The sequence below is a fragment of the Pelorhabdus sp. sgz311001 genome (assembly GCF_055901755.1).
The window spans coordinates 404,858-424,652 of the sequence record NZ_JBVXUT010000003.1 but is presented as its reverse complement, the minus strand read 5'-3'; the positions used below and the strand labels follow the sequence as shown (position 1 = coordinate 424,652).

The following is a 19,795-nucleotide window of genomic DNA, read 5'->3' as shown; positions in this document are numbered from 1 at the left end:
GCACGTATCTTATAATATATAAAGCGGATCAGAGAATAAGAGAGGTCCAATTACTTCCGGCAAGCATCGCTGCCGGAGTAATTGGGCTTTTTTCTTTTGGAGGAGGGCATATGATAAAACATTTTGACGTAATTGTCATTGGCGGCGGCGCAACAGGTACAGGAATTTTGCGCGACTTGTCTATGCGCGGCATTAAGGCGCTCTTAGTAGAACAGCGTGATTTGGCTTATGGCACAAGCTCGCGGTTTCACGGGCTCTTGCATAGTGGCGGCCGTTATGCTGTGAAAGATGGCGCGGCAGCGCGGGAATGTATTGATGAAAACACCATATTGCGACGTATTGGCAAGTATTGTGTGGAACCAATCGAAGGCTTTTTTGTTCAGGCGAAAGGTGACGGCGAAGAGTATGCGCTAAAATGGTTGAAAGCTTGTGAAGAAACGGGAATCCCTGTATCAAAGCTATCCGTTGACGAGGCGCGCAAACTAGAACCCGCATTATCGCCAGATATCGAGGCGGTTTATCGTGTGCCTGATGGGGCGATTGATGGCTTCCGACTAGTATGGCAAAATGCCCAGTCGGCACAGCGCTATGGCGGCGTTGTTCAGACTTATACAGAGGTTGTAGCGATCCATCATAGTAATGGGCAGGTTACTGGTGTAGTTGTCCGCAATACTTTGAGCGGCGAACAGGAGGAAATTGGTTGTAATATGATCGTGAACGCTGCTGGTTCCTGGGTTGGCAAGATTGCGGCGTTGGCAGGAGTCGAGGTTAATGTGCATCCTGACCGCGGTACGCTCATTGCTTTTAATCATCGCTTTACGAATCGGGTCGTGAACCGTCTGCGTCCGCCTGCTGATGCTGATATTTTCGTACCGCATGGTTCTATTACCATTCTTGGCACTACCTCAGTTGCTACAGATCGACCCGATGATTTTGCTGTTAGCAAGGATGAAGTTGTGCGTCAAATGAATGAAGGCAAGGCATTGTTTGGCGATATTTATGATTACCGTATTTTACGAGTTTTTTCTGGCACGCGGCCCATTTATAGTCCCGGCGGAGCGGGACGGAGCGCCTCGCGTAATTTTGCGATTCTTGATCATCAAGAGATTGATGGTTTGCACGGTCTTGTTACCATTGTCGGCGGCAAGTTGACGACGTATCGTCTCATGGCTGAAAAAACCGTAGATAAAGTATGCCAATTGCTTAAAATTCAGGCAGCCTGTCGTACCGCTGACGAACCTTTAGTGTCACCTGTCCCTGAGACGATTATGAGTGCAGCTAAACAGCATCTGCCAGCTTTTGGCGTGGAACGGGCGGCAGCGCGGCTCGGTAGTCAGATGGAAGCGGTGGCGCAGTGTATCGAGAAGGATAAAACAAAGAGTCAGCTTGTCTGTGAATGTGAAATGGTGACTTTAGCTGAAATCGAAACAGTGGCAGCTGATGCGGCAACTTTTACGCTTGATGATATTCGGCGAAAAACACGTATGGGCATGGGAACGTGTCAGGGCGCTTTTTGCGGTCTGCGGGGAGTCGGTGTTATGGTAACCCAGGGTCTGCATCAAGAGCGACCGGCGACGGAAGTACTCTCTGAGTTTTTGGAAGCGCGGTGGGGCGGCGTGCGTCCTGTTCTATGGGGCAATCAATTGAGAGAAACAGAGCTTACGCGTGCGATTTATGGTGCGACATTAAATATCAATGGAGAGATGCATGATGAAAAAGAGTGATGTCATTGTCATTGGCGCAGGCCTTGCTGGCTTAACAGCGGCATCAGCGGCGGCGAAAGGCGGCCACAGTGTGACCCTATTGACGAAAGGGGTCGGAACACTGGCCTTTGGCGGCGGTGTCATTGATATACTAGGCTATGCACAGCAGCGTTGCCTGCAGAGCCCCCGTGAAATTTTTGCGGCTTTACCTAAAGAACATCCCTATGCAATTAGCGGTCAAGCGGCGGTGGAACAAGGCGTCGAATATATTCGTAATCTTTGTGCGGCAGCGAATTATCCTTTGGATGGTTCACTTGATGAAAATATTTTAATTCCGACAGCGGCGGGAACCTTGAAACCAAGCTGTTTGGTACCGAAAACGATGAATGCCGCTGATATGCCAGCAGCAAAGGCAATTACAGTGATTGGTTTTGAGGGCCTTAAAGATTTTTATCCGGCTATGGTTATTATGGGCCTTAAAAGACATAAGGGCTATGGCGAGAAACAATTTTCATCCCTGATGGTAAGAACTGATTTAGCGCAAGGCCGAGATATTACGAACTTAGATATAGCTAGATGGCTTGATCAGGAAGCGGCGCAGAGCAGTCTAATTCAGCAGATTTCTGCAACTGTTGCCCCGGGCAGCTATATTCTCATGCCACCTGTGCTAGGAACTGAGCCAAGTTATGATTTGTGGCAGAAGGTAGAAGCAGCCACAGGCTGTCGCGTTGTGGAAGTAGCAGCGCCGCCGCCAGCAATTACGGGCAGTCGGCTGCGGACGTTACTCATGCGAACGATCAAAGCGCAAGGGATCCGGCTGATTGAGCATACTCATGTGAGACGGGCCGAATATGAGGGAAAACGCTGCAGCGCTGTGATTACGCAGCATTTAGATCGAGAAAGAAGATACGAAGCGGGAGCTTTTATTTTGGCGGCAGGCGGATTCTTAGGCGGCGGCTTAGACGCGACGCCGGAAGGCTTCTATGAACCCATTTTTAACCTGCCTGTTACTTCAGAAGGCTTAGCTTGCGCGCCAAGCGGCAGCTTGTTTGATTCGAATGAAGTATTTCGCGCCGGAATCCGTGTCGATACTTTGCTACGGCCCTGCGACGCCAAGGGCAATATGCTGTATGAGAATCTCCATGTGGCTGGAAAAATGCTGGCAGGTTATGATTACTCTGTTGAGAAATCCGGCAATGGCGTGGCTGTTGTTTCGGGATTTCAGGCAGCTCAGGCTGCGGTAAGGAGTGGGAAAAATGATTAAACAAAACACAATTGATCGCTGCACAGCCTGTGCGTCCTGCGTTATTGAGTGCCCTGTTACGAAAGCGACTGGAGAATTTCGCGGCCCAAAACTGTTGGGGCCAGGCCAGGAACGGTTTCGTCTATTTGAAAACGATCTAGAAGCTTCCATTGACTACTGTACGAATTGCAAGAACTGCGATATTACTTGCCCCTCAAACGTGCCGGTATCGACATTGAATATGCTGGCTAAAACCGAGCTGTATCGCAAAAAGGGCCATCGCCTGCGGGATTGGATTTTATCTCATGGCGAATTGTTTGCGAAGCTAGGCAGCCCGGTAGCGCCGTTGACGAACTTTGGCATGAATTTTCCTGTCACCAAGGCCGTCTTGAGCTCCATTGGCATCGCAAACCGTCCGCTGCCATCTTACGCTAGCAAAAGCTTTTATCAACGCTTTAACGCTTATAAGCAAAAGCCAAGCGACAAGAAAGTCGTTTTCTATCCTGGTTGTTATATTGGCTACAATACGCCACAGGTCGGGATGGATCTTGTCGAGATTCTCCAAGCCAACGGTATCGAAGTCATTGTACCTGATGTTGTCTGTTGCGGTACGCCAGTCGTTTCGAATGGTTATATGGATACGGCTCGTGAAAAGGCGAAGCATAATATTGCCGAGCTAGCCAAATGGGCCGAGAAGGGCTATCCGATCCTGACTTGCTGTACGAGCTGCGGGTTGATGCTGAAACAGGAATACTTGGAGTTGTATCAGATTGATGGCGCTGAAACAGTAGCGCAGCACCATTATGATGCTGGTGAATATTTGTTAGAGTTGCAAGAAGCCGGGAAATTAACTGTGAACTTTACAGCGCCGCCGGGAGAATTTTTATATCATGCGCCTTGCCATATGAGAGCGCAGGGGATTGGTCTGCCTGGATTTGAGCTGCTAAAGGATATTGACGGAATGCAGATCATCGAAGCAAACGCTGGTTGCTGCGGAATTGCCGGAAGTTATGGTTTTAAGCAGGAGAAATATGACATTTCCTTGAAAATCGGTGAAAAACTTTTTGAAGCAGTCCAGAAGAATCCTGAGGCAATTGTTGTTACGGAGTGCGGCACTTGTCAATTGCAAATCACGCACGTAACCGGGCGAAAAGTGCTTCATCCCATATCGCTCTTGCGGCAAAGCATGACTAACTAATTATTTTAATAGGCTCCAACCTTGGCATTGTAGCAGCAACGGTTGGGACTTTGTTTTCATTGAATTATTCTATTTGGTACGGCTAGTGGTATTTGCATTTTGTGAATGCTGGTATCTAAAAGGTTACTATGGTACTTTAAAGTGCGTACTTGATAAAAGCACACTAATGCTATATTATAAGTTCATAGCAGATTTAAATTAGTATATTTAGCTATACCGCAAGCCGTTTTGTTTTATCTAAGGCTTGCGGTATAAAAATGGCATATAGGTGTATATGCACCTTATAAAATAAATTAGGAGGAATTGTAATGAAATCTTTATTTGACTCAGTGAATTTAGCGGGAATGTCAGTTAAAAATCGGTTGATCCGTTCGGCTACTTATGAGGGGATGGCCAATCAACAGGGGCACTTGACGCAAGATTTATTTCAACTTTATGAAGACCTTGCCAAAGGCGAAGCAGGGATCATTATTACTAGTGTTACGGCTGTAAGCCCACGCGAAAAATGGATTCCTTGGCAACTCGGCATTGACAATGATAGTTTTATCGAAGAATATAAAAAATTAACTGACACGGTGCATGAATATGGTGCGAAAATTATTATGCAGATTGGGGCAATTGGCGCTCAGACTATGGATGATAACAATCCTGATCGTGCCATGAAAGGTCCTAGCGCGGTCACCGATATAGGTTATGGGACTACACCGCTAACCTTGGAGCAGGAAGAGATTCTGGCTTTTGAAGAAGAATTTGCCGCCGCAGCTTGGCGAGCAAAACAAGCTGGTTTTGATGGAGTACAGGTGCATGCTGCGCATGGTTATTTGCTAAGTAAATTTCTTACGCCCTATTATAATTTGAGAGCAGATCAATATGGTGGCAGTATCGAAAATCGCAGTCGATTTTTAGTCGAAACATTTCAGCGAATTCGCGAACGAGTTGGTGTTGACTATCCGATCCTGCTCAAAATAAATGCTGACGATTTCATGGAAGCTGGCATGTCTTTTGAAGAATGTAAATATGTGTGCCAAAAGCTGCAGATCTTTGGTTTAAGTGCGGTAGAATTGAGCGGCGGAAGTCGATCTTCGCGACAAGGCGAGGGATATTCACGTCCCAATCCGCGAGTTCACTCCTATTTCTTTTCCTATGCAAAAGAACTACAACAGGAAGTTGCGGTTCCGGTTATTGCAGTCGGGGGAAATCGTGATTTTGTGGCAGTTACTAATTTGCTCAATGAAAGCGAGATAGACTTTTTTTCTTTTGCCAGACCGCTGATTCGGGAACGAAATTTGTTCAGTCGCTGGAAGTCTGGTGACACGGCGCCTGCCTTGTGCATTTCCTGTAATCGCTGTTCTAAGTTTGGAAATAATCATTGCATCTTTAACGAAAAATGATATGAAGCTGTTCTTATTAATAGTGATAAAATGCATGGTAGCTTTTGCTATTTAGAAAAGATGGTGCTACAATTTAAATTATACATAATGTACAAAGAAGTGCAGGACAGCGGGAATGCTGTCCTGCCTTTTTTTGTAACTTATGAATTTTAGGAGGTGTTCTAGTATGTTTAAAGATGTACTAACTATTTCTGTTGTTACGTTTAACGCCGTATGGGGAAATAAGGAGAAAAACCTCAATCGAATTAAGGATTACATTGAATGCGCCGCTCGGAAAGGAAGTCATTTCGTAGTGTTTCCAGAGATGTGCTTGACTGGTTATGATGATGAGGCAGCTAAACCGAAAACCGAAAAAATGCAGAGCTTATTGGCTGAGACTATTCCTGGACCGGCAACGAATGAAATTGCTGAACTGGCAAAACAATTTGGCCTGTACATTATTTTTGGTATGCCGGAAAAAGACGCGCAAAAACCCGATACAATCTATAATGCGCTGGCTATTTTCTCACCTGAGGGACTCGTCGGTTCTTATCGTAAGATGCATTTGCCTTCCCCGGAACCAAACTGGGCAACGCGGGGCGATAAACCATTTATTTTAGATACACCATGGGGGCCTGTAGGCTGTAATATTTGCTATGACTCTTACTGTTTTCCTGAAATGGTTCGTTATTATGCCGCTATGGGCTGTAGGTTGTATATCAATTCGACCGCTTTGGCTAAATGTCATGGCCGCGGCTTGGGGACAACAACGTTGGAAGCCAGTGTGATTCGAGAAGGCGTTTATATTGCTTCGGCCAATCTTGGTGGTTTAGATGTGGATAATTACTTCTGGGGCGGTAGTAGTATCATTGGTCCTAGCCGAAAGACTTGGGAACCTTATTATTACGCTGGCCACCAATTTACTGATGAAGTGGCTGATGAATCGGAGATGTTTACTGCCACTATTGATCTGTCGCTGGCGGAACGCGGGCTTTATAAGCATAATCCCGCTGTAGATGGGACTGATTTTAGACCTGATAAGTATATTGCCATGTACCAAGAAATTCTGAAGAATCCTGATTTCGGTAAATAGCATTGGCTTAACTATAGTAGAGCAAGGCATCGATTCCTGTAGTAAAGGGGATTGATGCCTTTTGCGCTTTGGAAATGAAAAGGAGATTAGGTTTCGTCATCCTTAAAGTGGTATAATAAATACTAACATCTTGACGTGATAGGAGCGGCGAATTGTGTTTGTTATAAAAAAGTTTTGGGAAGATCCTTATCTAACCGAATTAGATGCTAAAGTAACGAGTGTTGATGGCGATTATGCCACAGTTGACCAGACGATAGCCTTCGCCTTTTCCGGCGGGCAAGAATCAGATACTGGCACTATTGGTGGCTATAAGATCCTGAAAGCGGAAAAACGAGATCAGCAGATTGTCTATCAACTGGAAGGCCATAATCTTTCAGTTGAAGACGCTGTTTTAATCAAGATTGACTGGGAACGGCGTTATCGACTTATGAGACTGCATTTTGCAGCAGAGATTGTTCTGGAGCTGGTAACTCAGCGATTTAATCATCCCGAGAAGATTGGGGCGCATATTTCAGAAGACAAGGCAAGAGTCGATTTTTATTGGCAAGGCAACATCTCGCAAATTTTTGATTCGCTCCAAACAGAAATAGAAACTCTTGTTAAAAGCAATTTGCCGATCCGAAGTGACTTTAGCGATACTCTAAATGAGGTTCGTTTTTGGGCGATTGAAGGCTTCGCTAAAGTTCCCTGTGGGGGAACTCATCCGAAACGAACTGGCGAAGTTGGTGAGCTTTTGCTTAAAAGGAATAATATTGGCAAAGGTAAGGAACGAATTGAGATATATTTAAAGTAGACCAGGTTTTGTTTATTGAATTTCAAAAAACGCTATGATATGATGAAGACAAATAAAAAGACTGGAGTTGAAAAGATGATTATTCTTTCTTGCTAAGTTTACAAAGCATAATAAATGATAGAGCGAGGACGCCTCTTGTTTTGTTATGCCTAGGCAAGAAAGATACTAATTCTTTTCACTCAAAATATATCCTTGCCATGCCCATTTTAGGGCTTGGTTTTGCTGTATTTATGAGCTGCAAGAAAGTACTTTCTTGCAGCTTTATAATTTTATTACAGGAGGATAATTTATGTCTTTAATAAGTGTTTCAAATGTAAGCTTCGCCTATGATGGCAGTTATGATAACATTTTTGAAAATGTGAGTTTTCAAATTGATACAGATTGGAAATTAGGCTTTATCGGAAGAAATGGTCGAGGCAAGACTACATTTCTCAATTTATTGCTTGGTAAATTTGAATATCGCGGTACGATTAAGGCTAAGGTCAATTTTGAATATTTTCCTTTTACAGTAACTTGCCCTGAAAGTAGTACCATGGATGTCATCGAAAGCATTGATCCGGATTGTCTGCAGTGGCAGATCATGCGGGAATTTTCGCTGTTGCAGGTCTCTGAGGATGTTTTGTATCGCCCTTTTGCTACGCTATCTCAGGGAGAGCAAACCAAAGTGCTGCTTGCTACTTTATTTCTTAAGGAAAATAGTTTCTTACTGATTGATGAGCCGACGAATCACCTAGATATGACCGCTAGAAAAATTGTTAGTGATTATCTAAAAACAAAACATGGCTTTATTTTGGTGTCCCACGATAGAGCTTTTGTCGATCACTGTGTTGACCATATTCTTTCGCTGAATAAAACAAATATTGAAATTCAAAAAGGCAATTTTTCGTCTTGGTGGGACAATAAACAACAACAGGATCGTTTTGAACTTGCCGAAAATGAAAAATTGCGCAAAGACATTACCCGTCTCCAGTCCGCTGCTAAGCGTACAGCCGATTGGTCTGATAAAGTAGAGAAGACCAAAGTAGGTACAAGAAATTCAGGTTTACGGCCAGATCGAGGCTACCTAGGACATAAATCCGCTAGAATGATGCAACGCGCCAAGTCACTAGAAGCAAGACAAGAAGCGGCTATTGACGATAAGTCCAAGCTACTTAAAAATGTTGAAACTTCGGCTCGATTGAAACTTTCCCAAAGTTCTTTTTATGCGGAGCGTCTGGTAGAACTGGATCAAGTAACGATAGATTATGACGGTAAGATCGTATGTGAGAATATAAGTTTTACGATTGAACGAGGGGATCGAGTAGCCCTTTATGGTAAAAATGGTTCGGGAAAATCTAGTCTTATGAAATTAATCTGCGGTGAAGACCTTTCTTATCGGGGGACGCTAAGAAAAGCAAGCCAGCTTCGCATTTCTTATGTCCCGCAGAATACTTCACACCTTACAGGGAATCTTACTGATTACGCCAGAGAGAATGGGATTGATGAAAGTATTTTCAAGGCTACTCTAAGGCAACTTGACTTTTCTCGAGTGCAATTTGAAAAAGATATGGCTCATTTTAGCGGCGGACAAAAGAAAAAAGTGCTGATTGCTAAGAGCCTTTGCGAGAAAGCGCACTTGCATATCTGGGATGAACCACTTAATTTTATTGATGTGATTTCTCGCATGCAAATCGAAGAACTGCTGCTTGATTACTCACCGACCATTTTATTTGTTGAACATGATAGTGAGTTTTGTAATAATGTTGCAACAAAGATTGTCAGACTCTAAATTTATTGTAAAATGAAATTTAATAGACCGGATAAATGAGTGATAGAATCAGTGGTAACGAAAGGGGAATAACATGATTATTCAACCGACTGTAAATGAATATGATACGTTAATCAAAATTTGGGAAAACGCAGTTCGAGCAACCCATGATTTTCTTACAGAAGAGGATATCCAGTTTTATAAACCGTTAATTTTGAACGAATATTTTCAACAGGTGAAATTATTTTGTCATAAAGATAGTAATAATCAAATTACTGGCTTTATGGGTATAGCCGATGGAAATTTAGAAATGTTGTTCATTGATCCTAGATCACGGGGCCAAGGCCTAGGTAAAACATTACTGTTTCATGCGATAGAGCAAGAAAAGGTCGAACATGTAGATGTGAATGAGCAGAATGATCAGGCGATTGGTTTTTATAAGCATATAGGATTTCAAGTCATAAGTCATTCTGAATTAGATGGGCAAGGGAAACCATATCCTATTTTGCACATGAAATTGACTACTCACGCGGGGCGTTAACTAATCTAAATAAGAAGAAAGGCGTTAGAAATAACGTAAGGAGTAAAAATGATTCTAAAAGTACTTGTTGATAATAATACGCTCATTGATCGGTATTTTTTCGGTGAACCAGGCGTATCTTACTATATTGAAGAAAGCGGCATAAAGTTGCTATTTGATGTTGGTTATAGCGATGTATTTTTAAAAAATTCCCGTAAGATGAATATTGATTTAGGAGCAATCAATTCGGTTGTGCTTTCACATGGCCACAATGACCATACGGGAGGACTCTTTTATTTAATTCAATATTATACGGAGCTTTTTATGGAGCATGGTATATATAACAAGCCCCAACTGATTGCTCATCCTGTGGCGTTTGAAAATAAGTGGGAAGGTCAAGTCGATATAGGCTCATTAATTAACGAAGATAAATTGAGGCAGCATTTTGATTTAATATTAAGCAAATCAGAGCTATGGCTGACTGACAAGTTAGTTTTTCTAGGTGAAATTGAACGGGATAATGACTTTGAAAACCAAAGGCCGGTCGGAACAATTCGCGGTGAAAGCGGGGATGCGCCTGATTTTGTCCTTGACGATTCGGCGTTGGTTTACAAGTCCGTCGACGGTCTAGTTATCATAACAGGCTGCTCTCATGCGGGGATTTGCAATATCATCGAAACAGCAAAAAAAGTTTGTAATGATACAAGAATTGCCGATATTATCGGCGGGTTTCATTTGCTGAATCCTAGTCAAGATTTGCTTGACAAAACGTGTGAATATATGAAGAAAAATAATGTTACCCATATAGCTCCTTGTCATTGTACGGATTTGTCTTCTAAAGTTGAGTTAGCTAAAAATTTTTCGATACAAGAAATTGGTGTTGGCTTTGTCCGGGAATACAAATAAATTTAAGTCATAACCTTATCGGGATCGTTATTCGACAGATCCGATAAGGTTCTTTTTATATTTTTATATTTGACAAATCATATATAATTTTGCTAATATAAAAATGAAAATAATTCCATATTAGGGGGCGCAAAATGTCACTACATCACACACTATTAGGCTTGTTATCTTATGAACCGATGACTGGATATCAGTTAAAACAGTTTTTTGAGGGGTCGATTAATCATTTTTGGAATGCTCATATTAGTCAAATCTATCGTGAACTTACTTCGATGGAAAAGAAGGGCTTGGTAACATTCTGCATTGAACCGCAAGACGGTAAACCTGATAAAAAGGTCTATTCTGTGACGCCGGAAGGTATGGCGTCATTTAAGAAATGGCTGCGGGAATTTCCGGAAATGCTGGATGAAACGGTGCGTAGTGAACTTTTGGCGCGGATATTTTTTGCTTCCTATATGGATGTACCTGACTTGATTTATGAATTGCGGCGGTTTCTACGCAAGCAGCAAGAACAGCTTTGTACGTACAAAGAAATTGAGGCCCATATTCAAAGCCAACAAGAGCATGGTGAAGCTAAAGCCATCTTTTGGCGCATGACAGTTCGCCGCGGTATTAAAACGACGGAAGGCGCTATCGAATGGGCTGAAGAATGCCTGCAATTATTAGCAGACAGGGAGTAGCAGCAATAAATTTTTAGACAGTAGTTTAGCCAATAAAATTACAAAATGAAAGGTAGGTTGAGTTAATGAAAGTAGTAGCGATTAATGGGAGCCCTAAAGGAAAATTTAGCAACACTGAGGTCATGGTAAACGCCTTTTTGCAAGGCGCCCAGGCTGCAGGCGCTGAAACGGAAACTATTTTCTTAGCGGAAAAGGAAGTGCAGCACTGTCGCGGTTGTTTCTCTTGTTGGTTTCATACACCTGGTCAATGCGTAATTCACGATGATATGGCTCAAATCTTATCATTATGTGAAGGCGCCGATATTTGGCTATTAGCTACCCCACTGTATTTTGATCATGTTACCGGTATTCTGAAAGATTTTATGGATCGTACGATTGTGAAAGGGGATCCGCACTTTCAGCAAGACGCTAACGGTGAATGTTGCCACTTGAAAAAACCGGACGTACCTTCACCGAAGCTTGTCATGATATCGAATTGCGGTTTTTCGGAACGGTCCCATTTTCAAGTTATTTCTCATTGGCTAGAGCGTGTCGCTCGCAATATGAAAACAGAAGTGCTAGGAGAATTCTACGCAGCTCAAGGCGGCCTCTTACGGTCTGAGAGCGATGAAATGGCCCCAATTATTACGGAATATCTTAAAAATTTAGCAGAGGCTGGCCGACAAATTGCATTAGGTCAACAGGTTTCGGCAGAAATAAAACGATCATTAGAACAGAAGTTTGTACCTGATGAACAGTATATTCAAGCAGCAAATGCTTATTTCGATACTGTTTTGCAGAGTAAAGTATAAGAGATACTATATAAAATCCTCCTGGATCAGAGCTGATACAGGAGGATTTGCTTTGAAATGGCCGTAAAAGCAGACGAATGTTTTTTGATAGCAGGGATTGTAGCTTATTTGCCGAAGAGTTTTTTAACTACTTTAACTATTTGGTGTGTGCGATGGCTAATTTATATGTGCGGAAAATAAGCATATTTTTTTCTCTGATTGTTCTGGTGTTGTTACTTGGGAGTGCGAGCTCCACTTATGACAAAGACCAGAGCTCACAAGTGGGTCCATTCATTTTTAACTTTGACATATTAGAGGATAAAAATGCTGAGGAAGACATACAAACTGTGAGTGATCCCCAAAACGTTTCTCAATTCCGTTACTATAGTAAAAACGCGATTTCCCAAGGAATTTCACCATCGATCTATTGGGTAAGATTTGTGTTGCCAAATAATAATTTAACGGGGGAGAAACGTTTTCTCGAATTTATCAGCCCCAATTTTAGTAAAATTGATATATATTTTCCGACAGGAATCGTGAATGGTACAACGCAGTATACGGTAAAAAAGGTAGGGACTTTTAGACCGACAAGGAATAATGATGTTTTAAATAATACATGGACGATTGCCGTTCCAACTGAATATATGACTGGACAGTTTGTTTATTTACGGTTAGATACGGTATCTGCTTTTCGATTGCCTGTCCGAATTTGGGATGAAAAGGACTTTTTAGCACAGGCTCTTATTAAACATTTAAGTTACGGGATTTTTTTCGGCATAATTATTGCCGCTTTTTTATATAATTTTCTTGCTCTTTATATTTTAAAGGATAAGGCCTATTTCTTTTATGTCTTCTATGTGGCAGCTTCCTTTATTTATCAGCTTGCGGCTTGTGGCTATTTGCGACTTTTACTCGATCTAAGTTATCCGATGTATCGAGGGATTTTTTGGGCGTCATTGTCGCTAGCCTTCATGTGTTCCGTTTTTTTTACTGGTTTTTTTCTTCGGGTACGTCGCGGTGAAATGATTTGGTTTAGGCTATTGGGCTCGTTTGTGGTTATTGCTTTGCTGGGAGGCGTTTTAGGAGTCTTAGGCTATGAACTTTCGGCGAATCGGATTGCTTATGCTTTGGGAATGACTTTGTCTGTTGTGTTTATGATTTTGGCATTTATTCGCTTTCGACAAGGGTATCAGCCTGCAAGGTTCTATTTGTTGGCTTGGGGCGTATTAGCGGTGGGCGTTTTCATTTGGACGATCTTGCCTTATCGACTTTTTGGTGTCAATGGCTTACTCGTGTCATCCGTAGTTGAAATGTTGTTATTATCCTTGGCATTATCGGAGCGATTTAAGCAGTTGAGATTACGCGAATTAATGCTTACAAAGCATATTGATTACTATAAAGATTTAAGTGATATTGATGAGTTAACAGGACTTTATAATCGACGTGGCTTGAATCGTGTGATCCAAAAAGCCATTAAAACAGCCGCACAGGAGAAGCGCAACTTGTCAATCATGATATTAGATATTGATTTTTTTAAAAACTATAATGATAACTATGGTCATTGGCAAGGTGATCAAGTCTTAGTTTCTCTTGGCAACTTACTGTTAAATAATCTTGAAGTAGCTAAAATGGCATTCCGTTATGGCGGCGAAGAATTTGTTGTTTTAGTGATGGATATACAACAGGCGGAAGTGATGAGGATTGCCGAACAAATCCGACAAGATTTTGCTAAAATGGAGTTTGCGCCGATTCAAAATCAGAAAGTATCTGTAACATTAAGTATCGGCGTAGCGGCGTTTATGCCAAGTGATTCTATGGCAAGCTTATTTGAGCGTGCCGATAAGGCTCTATATGATGCGAAAGCGCAGGGGCGGAATCAGGTTGTTCAATTATGACAGAAGTAAAAAAGTATACCGACTATAATTATAAAAAGTCTACGATGAAATTATTCGAATTAGCAGGAAAAAAGTCGAAACAAAAGAATTCATGCAATATAATAGGTGTCATTGCTGAATTTACTTGCGTTTACTCATGGCATAGCTATGAGGATATTAATTAGCGGGAGTGGAATTGTATGGATGATTTTCGTGTGCATCAACATGACTTGAAATTCCTTCAGGGCTTTTTTGGTATGGCAATCTATGCTTTTGAAGATGGTGCTTGTTTTTTTGTAACAGATAAAGAAAAGGTAACATTTAAATTGGAAAATGGCTTTCATATCCCGGGATTAGAGGTTGGCGGCGGTTTCAGTGACAGCGGCCCAGCGGCGCAGGCGATGAGAGCGCGAAAAGTCATTTCGATTCGCATTGCGCGAGATGTCTATGGGGTCAGACTCGTTGCTATAGCGGGGCCTGTTTGGGATGCTGCAGAATCGGAGGTTGTAGGTGCTTGGGTTCTGCCAATTCCGCGACAGCACACGATCGTAAAGGCTTTTGATTCTTTTGCACCGATTCTCGCAGAATTGATGCCTGAAGGCGCCTTCTTATATTTAAGTGACAGGCAAAAGTTTTTAAAACGCCAGTCTTCTAAGAAGTTCGATATGCCAACGATTCAGGCGGGAGACCCAATTCGTCAGGGAAGCACGGCTGATAAAGCGATGAATAGCAATCAACAGTCTTTAGAGGAGATTGACGCTAGTATCTATGGTTTTCCAGTATTAGCTGTATCATCGCCGGTGAGTGATGAAGAAACGAAAGAGGTTGTTGGTTCGTTTGGGATCGCTGTACCGAGAAAATTAGCCCGGGAGTTAAAGCAAGTTGTGATTTCTTTAGAAGAGGGGCTAGGCGATGTATCAGCGGCAGTAGAGCAGATTACGGCGGCAACTAGTGATATTAACGGGAATCAACAGACCTTACATAAAGAAATCGGCACGGTTGCTGAATTAGTTCAAAAGATTAATGAGGTAATGACTTATATTAAAAACATCGCCGATCAAATCAATATGCTGGGCTTGAATGCCGCCATTGAATCGGCTCGTGCTGGTGAGTTAGGTCGGGGTTTTAGTGTGGTAGCGGAAGAGATTAGAAAACTGTCCGATGTTTCGAAAAATACGGTCTTGCAAATTCGAGAATTAACAGATCAAATTGAACGGTCTATGAATACAACGAAGGCATCGTCGTCGGCAACGCTGACGATTGTACAGCAGACCGCTGCTTCGACGCAGGAAGTGAATGCCAGTATTGAAGAAATGACGGCCATTGCCAAAAATCTTGCCGTTACAGCTAGTGAGTTGTAGGCTTGGTTGCAGTCAGATCTTACATTTCAACAGCCTTTGTTTTTAAATTTAATAAAGTTTTATTATAAAAGATTTTTTTCTTTGTTGGTAAAGTCTCGCAGAGTTGCTAAGTTAGTGACTCTGTGGGACTTTTTTGTTTGTAATAAGACTCGTATTCTGTTGCTTAGTAAAAATTTACATATTCTTCATCTTATCTTAAAACTTATCGCTCTAATCCTTGTTATACTAAGGCTGAACTTTTAAGAACCTAGAACGAAAGGACGCTGAAGATGAAAAAGAACATTATAAAGGGTATTGCCCTGGCTTTGGTCAGTACGGTCCTGTTAGCTGGTTGCGGAGCGTCTTCAAACTCTGCGGGCAATGGTGACGCTGGGAAAAAGGTTAAAATTGAATACTGGCATTGCAATGCGGAAACCCAGGGGGGCAAAACGGTAGATGAACTCGTTAAGGAATTCAATGCCCAAAGTAAGGATGTAGAGGTTGTATCACGATATAATCCCGATATGTACAAAGGTTTAATGCAGAACCTGCAAGCGGAAGTAGCCACAGGGAAATCTCCTGCTGTTGTACAAATCGGCTGGGCTTTTCTAGACTATTTTTCCAATAATTTTCAGTACGTAGAGCCGCAAAAGATTATCGACAGAGATTTTCCTGATGATAAAACCTTTTTGCAGGATAAATTTCTTCCTAATGTGTTAGGTCTAGCAAAAAATAGCAAGGGTGTTCAGGTTGGGATTCCTTACTCCTTAAGTACGCCTGTATTGTATATTAATAAGGATTTGCTGCGGCAAGCTGGTTTAAACGAAAATGGCCCGCAGAACTGGGAAGAAGTAATCCAGTTTTCTAAAGTGATTAAAGAAAAGACCGGTAAGTACGGTTTCTATATGCAAGAGCCGGCCGATAACTGGGCGCAGCAGTCTCTGATCGAAAGTAATGGCGCACGGATGATCACCGATGGTAAAGCAAGCTTCGCTTCGGAAGATGGGATTAAAGCTTATCAAGCTTATGCTGATATGGTGACAAAAGATAAATCAGCGTTGCATATTTCTTGGGGAGAAGGCGTGCAGTCCTTTATTGATGGCAATGTGGCGATGCTCTATACCACGATTGCTCAGCGAGCGAATGTTCAAAAAGGGGCTAAATTTGATGTTGCAGCGGTAAGTTCGCCTGTATGGCAGGGAAAACCAAGAAGATTACCAGCAGGCGGCTGTTTCCTCGCGATTACGGCGCAAAAACCAGAAGAGCAAAAAGCAGCTTGGGAGTTTATGAAGTTTTTGTATAGTGTAAAATCGATGGCGGAATGGACGAAGGGAACTGGGTATGTACCGCCGCGTAAAGATGTAGCTGAGGCCCAGGATGGTCTGAAAGATTTCTTAGCGAAAAATCAAATGATGGTTGCTGCCACTTCGCAGATGGATGGCGTAGTACCTTGGGCATCCTTCCCTGGTGACGCTGGCTTGCAAGCGGAACAGATCTTGCTTGATGTACGTGATCGAATTTTACAAGGAACAACTCCTGTTCGTGAAGGCTTGACAGAAGCGCAGAATAAGATCAATGCGTTGCTTAAATAACGATTGATTATTATAGGGAGAATTGTGAAAACGGTGGCGCCAGAAAGTCATTCTGGACCATCGTTTTCACGTATTTAGATTCAAAATTCGTAAGAAAGATCGAAATAAGGGGTGAGAGCATGGATAAAAAGCAAAAGCTTTGTGGGATCAAGCGCAGCACCTTGTGGGCCTGTGGCTTGATAATTCCTTCCTTGCTGGTTTTTACGATATTTATGTTTTATCCGCTGATTTACACGGTTTACTTAAGTTTTTTTGACTGGAATATGATTAAGCCATTCAAAACCTTTGTAGGGTTGGCCAATTATGCGGCTGTCTTTCAAGATCCGCTTACTTATGTAGTACTTAGAAATACGTTAGCTTATCTGGTCATTTTGTTGCTGCTTAACTGCGCCGCTCCTTATGTACTTGCTTTTGTTCTGTCCTTTGTAGTTAAGCGGGGACGAGGCTTTTATAAAAGCGCTTTCTTTTTACCCAGTGTGATTTCACTTGTTGTTGGCTCTATATTGTACTTGTGGATCCTCAATCCTATATCAGGGCCAGTGGCGATACTTGCTAAATATTGCGGGATAGTCCTGCCTGTCTGGAGTAAGACGCCAGGACTGGTAATTATGGTGCTGAGTCTGATTACGACGTGGAAAATATTTGGCTACAATTTCATCGTTATATTTGGCGGCGTAACCGGTGTCCCTCAGGAAGTGATTGAAGCTGCCCGTATCGACAATGTGCCGCTACACCGGATTTTTTGGGATATTGTATTGCCCATGAGCGGCGCTACGGGGATCTACATTTTTATTATCACTATAGTGCAGGGACTGCAGTATGTATTTACGCCAATCAAGGTAGTGACGCAAGGCGGGCCTGATAATGCCAGTTCAAATTTGATCTACAATGTCTACCAAGAGGCCTTTACTTTTTATCATACCGGAGTGGCCTCAGCTTTTGCCATCATAACGATGGTGTTGTTTATCGCCTTGCTCTTGCTAGAATTTAAGTATGTAGAGAAGGGTATCTATTATGAAAAATAATCAACAGTATACGTGGCATGTGTTGTTAGGGATCGCCTTGTTTTGTTCTCTTATGCCTATAGTTTTTGCTGTTTCTAGCTCATTCAAAGAGCTCAGTGAGGCCTATAGTAACGTGTTAGGTCTTATTCCCCAGCACCCAACTTTTAATAATTATACGCAGGTTTTTTCGCAGCTTCCTTTTTTTCGCATTGCCACGAACACCTTTCTCGTTGCCGCCACAGTCACCATATTTCAAATTATTACGAGTGTACTGGCGGCTTACTCTTTCGTATATTTTGATTTTAAGGGGAAAAATGTGCTGTATTTTGTCTTGATTAGCACGATCTTTATTCCTTTTACGGTTACGATGATTCCCAACTATCTCACTGTATCGCAGTTAGGCTTTAGGGACCATATTATCGGCGTTATTTTGCCGCAGTTGAGTGATGCGACAGGGATTTTTCTGATCCGCCAGGCCATGCGGACGATTCCTTACTCTTTGGTGGAGGCGGCTCGGTTAGAGCAGGCCGGACATATGCAGATTCTGTGGGACATTATCCTTCCTTTAATTAAACCAGCCGTGGTGTCCACAGCGATTATGTTTTTTATTAACTCCTGGAATGAATTTGTCTGGCCAGTCATGATCTTAAAAGATAAGATGAATTTTACGCTGCCGCTGGCCTTGCAGTTATTTATCAGTGCCGAAGGCGGTACGGATTTTACGTTGGCTATGGCGGTAGCGGTAATTACTATGGTGATTCCTTTAGTACTTTATCTCATTTTCCAACGCTATATTATTAGCACTTTTACTTCCTCGGGCGTAAAAGGGTAGACTCCTATTGAGTTAGATCAGTAGTGAAGAAAGGCGGGCAGCCATGAAAGAAATTATTTTTGAAAATGTGTGTAAATCCTACGAAAAAGCAACCGTCATCGATCACCTAAACCTTACGATTCGGCCCGGCGAGCGGCTGATTTTGCTCGGGGCCTCAGGGTGCGGTAAGTCGACAACCTTGCGACTGATTGCCGGGTTGGAAGAGATTACATCAGGTAACTTGTATATGAACGGGCAAAAAGTGAATGATGTGGACAGTGGCGCTCGTAATGTAAGTATGGTCTTTCAAAATTACGCCCTGTTTCCGCATATGACAGTCGCTGAGAATATTATTTATGGGTTGAAGGTGCAGAAACTGCCGCAGGCGGAGATGAAAGAACGGCTGCAGACAGCGCTGCAGATGCTGGAACTTACGGGTCTGGAGAACCGAAAGCCCAAGGATTTATCAGGCGGACAGCGGCAGCGAGTAGCTTTAGCGCGAGCTGTTGTCAAACGCAGCGACGTGTTGTTGCTTGATGAGCCGCTTTCGAATCTGGATGCTCAGCTACGCGGTCATGCGCGAAAGGAACTCGTTAAAATTCATCAGGCTTATGGACAGACTTTTGTTTATGTAACTCATGACCAGGTAGAGGCTATGACCGTAGGCGAGCGGATTGCTCTCATGGATAAAGGCCGCCTGCAAATGATTGATACGCCTCATAACGTATATCATCGGCCAGCTAACGTATTTACTGCTAAGTTTATCGGCGCGCCGCCTATGAATATTTTTACGGCAGTCTATGAAAATCGGTTATTGCGGCTAGGCAATCAGACGGTTTCCTTGGCAGACGCTTGGAGTGATTATATTGGTAAGACTGGGTGCGGCGTCTTCTATTTAGGGATTCGACCAGAGCATATTCAATTGCAGCCAGAAGCGATAGGAAATTCTTTTGCCGGGACGGTAAAGTATATCGAAGAGTACGGCAATCGTTGCGGTATTTATTTTGAAATCGAAGGCGCCGAAGCAATTGCCATTTGCGATCAAACGAGTTTGCAGCCAGGTCAGCCAGTATGGTTTGCGCCAGATGCCACTCAGATGCATGTTTTTGATAATCAAACAACAGCCAATATTGGCTATCCCGAGGTGTAAC

General features: G+C 42.7%; 17 protein-coding genes. All 17 read left to right on the top strand.

The window, feature by feature from the left end; genetic code table 11:
• Positions 1 to 113: 113 nt before the first annotated feature.
• The 17 genes from glpA (at position 114) to AC0MXB_RS10530 (ending at position 19,794) form a co-directional block, all read left to right on the top strand.
• Positions 114 to 1,724, top strand: coding sequence for an anaerobic glycerol-3-phosphate dehydrogenase subunit GlpA (gene glpA, locus AC0MXB_RS10610; protein ID WP_474039745.1), 1,611 nt, complete (start codon positions 114 to 116; stop codon positions 1,722 to 1,724).
• Positions 1,708 to 2,967 carry an anaerobic glycerol-3-phosphate dehydrogenase subunit GlpB gene (glpB, locus tag AC0MXB_RS10605; RefSeq protein WP_474039644.1) on the top strand — a complete coding sequence of 420 codons (1,260 nt, stop codon included), beginning with the start codon at positions 1,708 to 1,710 and terminating at the stop codon, positions 2,965 to 2,967. Before glpA ends, glpB begins: the two co-directional genes overlap by 17 nt.
• The gene (locus tag AC0MXB_RS10600; protein WP_474039643.1) at positions 2,960 to 4,144 is read left to right on the top strand and encodes an anaerobic glycerol-3-phosphate dehydrogenase subunit C; all 1,185 of its coding nucleotides are present in this window, start codon (positions 2,960 to 2,962) and stop codon (positions 4,142 to 4,144) included. Before glpB ends, AC0MXB_RS10600 begins: the two co-directional genes overlap by 8 nt.
• A 308-nt stretch (positions 4,145 to 4,452) precedes the next feature.
• Positions 4,453 to 5,535 carry an NADH:flavin oxidoreductase gene (locus AC0MXB_RS10595; RefSeq protein WP_474039642.1) on the top strand — a complete coding sequence of 361 codons (1,083 nt, stop codon included), beginning with the start codon at positions 4,453 to 4,455 and terminating at the stop codon, positions 5,533 to 5,535.
• Positions 5,536 to 5,701: 166 nt separating this feature from the next.
• Positions 5,702 to 6,607 (top strand): carbon-nitrogen hydrolase family protein, encoded by a 906-nt coding sequence (locus tag AC0MXB_RS10590; protein WP_474039641.1) that lies wholly within the window; start codon positions 5,702 to 5,704, stop codon positions 6,605 to 6,607.
• Positions 6,608 to 6,761: 154 nt separating this feature from the next.
• Positions 6,762 to 7,400, top strand: coding sequence for an alanyl-tRNA editing protein (locus AC0MXB_RS10585; protein WP_474039640.1), 639 nt, complete (start codon positions 6,762 to 6,764; stop codon positions 7,398 to 7,400).
• Between the two features lie 289 nt (positions 7,401 to 7,689).
• Complete coding sequence (abc-f, locus tag AC0MXB_RS10580; protein WP_474039639.1) at positions 7,690 to 9,168, top strand: ribosomal protection-like ABC-F family protein; 1,479 nt, start codon at positions 7,690 to 7,692, stop codon at positions 9,166 to 9,168.
• Between the two features lie 73 nt (positions 9,169 to 9,241).
• Positions 9,242 to 9,688 (top strand): acetyltransferase, encoded by a 447-nt coding sequence (locus AC0MXB_RS10575; RefSeq protein ID WP_474039638.1) that lies wholly within the window; start codon positions 9,242 to 9,244, stop codon positions 9,686 to 9,688.
• A 48-nt stretch (positions 9,689 to 9,736) separates the two neighbouring features.
• Positions 9,737 to 10,573 carry an MBL fold metallo-hydrolase gene (locus AC0MXB_RS10570; RefSeq protein ID WP_474039637.1) on the top strand — a complete coding sequence of 279 codons (837 nt, stop codon included), beginning with the start codon at positions 9,737 to 9,739 and terminating at the stop codon, positions 10,571 to 10,573.
• Between the two features lie 134 nt (positions 10,574 to 10,707).
• Complete coding sequence (locus AC0MXB_RS10565; protein ID WP_474039636.1) at positions 10,708 to 11,253, top strand: PadR family transcriptional regulator; 546 nt, start codon at positions 10,708 to 10,710, stop codon at positions 11,251 to 11,253.
• Between the two features lie 65 nt (positions 11,254 to 11,318).
• On the top strand, positions 11,319 to 12,044 hold the full coding sequence (locus AC0MXB_RS10560) for a flavodoxin family protein (protein WP_474039635.1): 726 nt from the start codon (positions 11,319 to 11,321) through the stop codon (positions 12,042 to 12,044).
• 77 nt (positions 12,045 to 12,121) lie between these two features.
• A complete protein-coding gene (locus tag AC0MXB_RS10555; RefSeq protein WP_474039634.1) occupies positions 12,122 to 13,918 on the top strand; it encodes a sensor domain-containing diguanylate cyclase in 1,797 nt (598 codons plus the stop codon).
• A gap of 179 nt (positions 13,919 to 14,097) precedes the next feature.
• Positions 14,098 to 15,258 (top strand): methyl-accepting chemotaxis protein, encoded by a 1,161-nt coding sequence (locus AC0MXB_RS10550; RefSeq protein WP_474039633.1) that lies wholly within the window; start codon positions 14,098 to 14,100, stop codon positions 15,256 to 15,258.
• A gap of 269 nt (positions 15,259 to 15,527) precedes the next feature.
• Positions 15,528 to 16,829, top strand: coding sequence for an ABC transporter substrate-binding protein (locus AC0MXB_RS10545; protein WP_474039632.1), 1,302 nt, complete (start codon positions 15,528 to 15,530; stop codon positions 16,827 to 16,829).
• 119 nt (positions 16,830 to 16,948) lie between these two features.
• A complete protein-coding gene (locus AC0MXB_RS10540; RefSeq protein WP_474039631.1) occupies positions 16,949 to 17,854 on the top strand; it encodes a carbohydrate ABC transporter permease in 906 nt (301 codons plus the stop codon).
• Entirely contained in the window at positions 17,844 to 18,665 is an 822-nt protein-coding gene (locus AC0MXB_RS10535; RefSeq protein WP_474039630.1) for a carbohydrate ABC transporter permease, read from the top strand. Before AC0MXB_RS10540 ends, AC0MXB_RS10535 begins: the two co-directional genes overlap by 11 nt.
• A 43-nt stretch (positions 18,666 to 18,708) precedes the next feature.
• Complete coding sequence (locus AC0MXB_RS10530) at positions 18,709 to 19,794, top strand: ABC transporter ATP-binding protein (protein WP_474039629.1); 1,086 nt, start codon at positions 18,709 to 18,711, stop codon at positions 19,792 to 19,794.
• The last annotated feature ends 1 nt before the right edge of the window (position 19,795 follow it).

What these genes read in the sequence shown, in the direction of transcription:
- glpB (WP_474039644.1), top strand. Translation starts at nt 1,708, where the DNA reads ATGATGAAAAAGAGTGATGTCATTGTCATTGGCGCAGGCCTTGCTGGC.
- AC0MXB_RS10600 (WP_474039643.1), top strand. Translation starts at nt 2,960, where the DNA reads ATGATTAAACAAAACACAATTGATCGCTGCACAGCCTGTGCGTCCTGC.
- AC0MXB_RS10595 (WP_474039642.1), top strand. Translation starts at nt 4,453, where the DNA reads ATGAAATCTTTATTTGACTCAGTGAATTTAGCGGGAATGTCAGTTAAA.
- AC0MXB_RS10590 (WP_474039641.1), top strand. Translation starts at nt 5,702, where the DNA reads ATGTTTAAAGATGTACTAACTATTTCTGTTGTTACGTTTAACGCCGTA.
- abc-f (WP_474039639.1), top strand. Translation starts at nt 7,690, where the DNA reads ATGTCTTTAATAAGTGTTTCAAATGTAAGCTTCGCCTATGATGGCAGT.
- AC0MXB_RS10575 (WP_474039638.1), top strand. Translation starts at nt 9,242, where the DNA reads ATGATTATTCAACCGACTGTAAATGAATATGATACGTTAATCAAAATT.
- AC0MXB_RS10570 (WP_474039637.1), top strand. Translation starts at nt 9,737, where the DNA reads ATGATTCTAAAAGTACTTGTTGATAATAATACGCTCATTGATCGGTAT.
- AC0MXB_RS10565 (WP_474039636.1), top strand. Translation starts at nt 10,708, where the DNA reads ATGTCACTACATCACACACTATTAGGCTTGTTATCTTATGAACCGATG.
- AC0MXB_RS10560 (WP_474039635.1), top strand. Translation starts at nt 11,319, where the DNA reads ATGAAAGTAGTAGCGATTAATGGGAGCCCTAAAGGAAAATTTAGCAAC.
- AC0MXB_RS10555 (WP_474039634.1), top strand. Translation starts at nt 12,122, where the DNA reads ATGTTTTTTGATAGCAGGGATTGTAGCTTATTTGCCGAAGAGTTTTTT.
- AC0MXB_RS10550 (WP_474039633.1), top strand. Translation starts at nt 14,098, where the DNA reads ATGGATGATTTTCGTGTGCATCAACATGACTTGAAATTCCTTCAGGGC.
- AC0MXB_RS10545 (WP_474039632.1), top strand. Translation starts at nt 15,528, where the DNA reads ATGAAAAAGAACATTATAAAGGGTATTGCCCTGGCTTTGGTCAGTACG.
- AC0MXB_RS10540 (WP_474039631.1), top strand. Translation starts at nt 16,949, where the DNA reads ATGGATAAAAAGCAAAAGCTTTGTGGGATCAAGCGCAGCACCTTGTGG.
- AC0MXB_RS10535 (WP_474039630.1), top strand. Translation starts at nt 17,844, where the DNA reads ATGAAAAATAATCAACAGTATACGTGGCATGTGTTGTTAGGGATCGCC.
- AC0MXB_RS10530 (WP_474039629.1), top strand. Translation starts at nt 18,709, where the DNA reads ATGAAAGAAATTATTTTTGAAAATGTGTGTAAATCCTACGAAAAAGCA.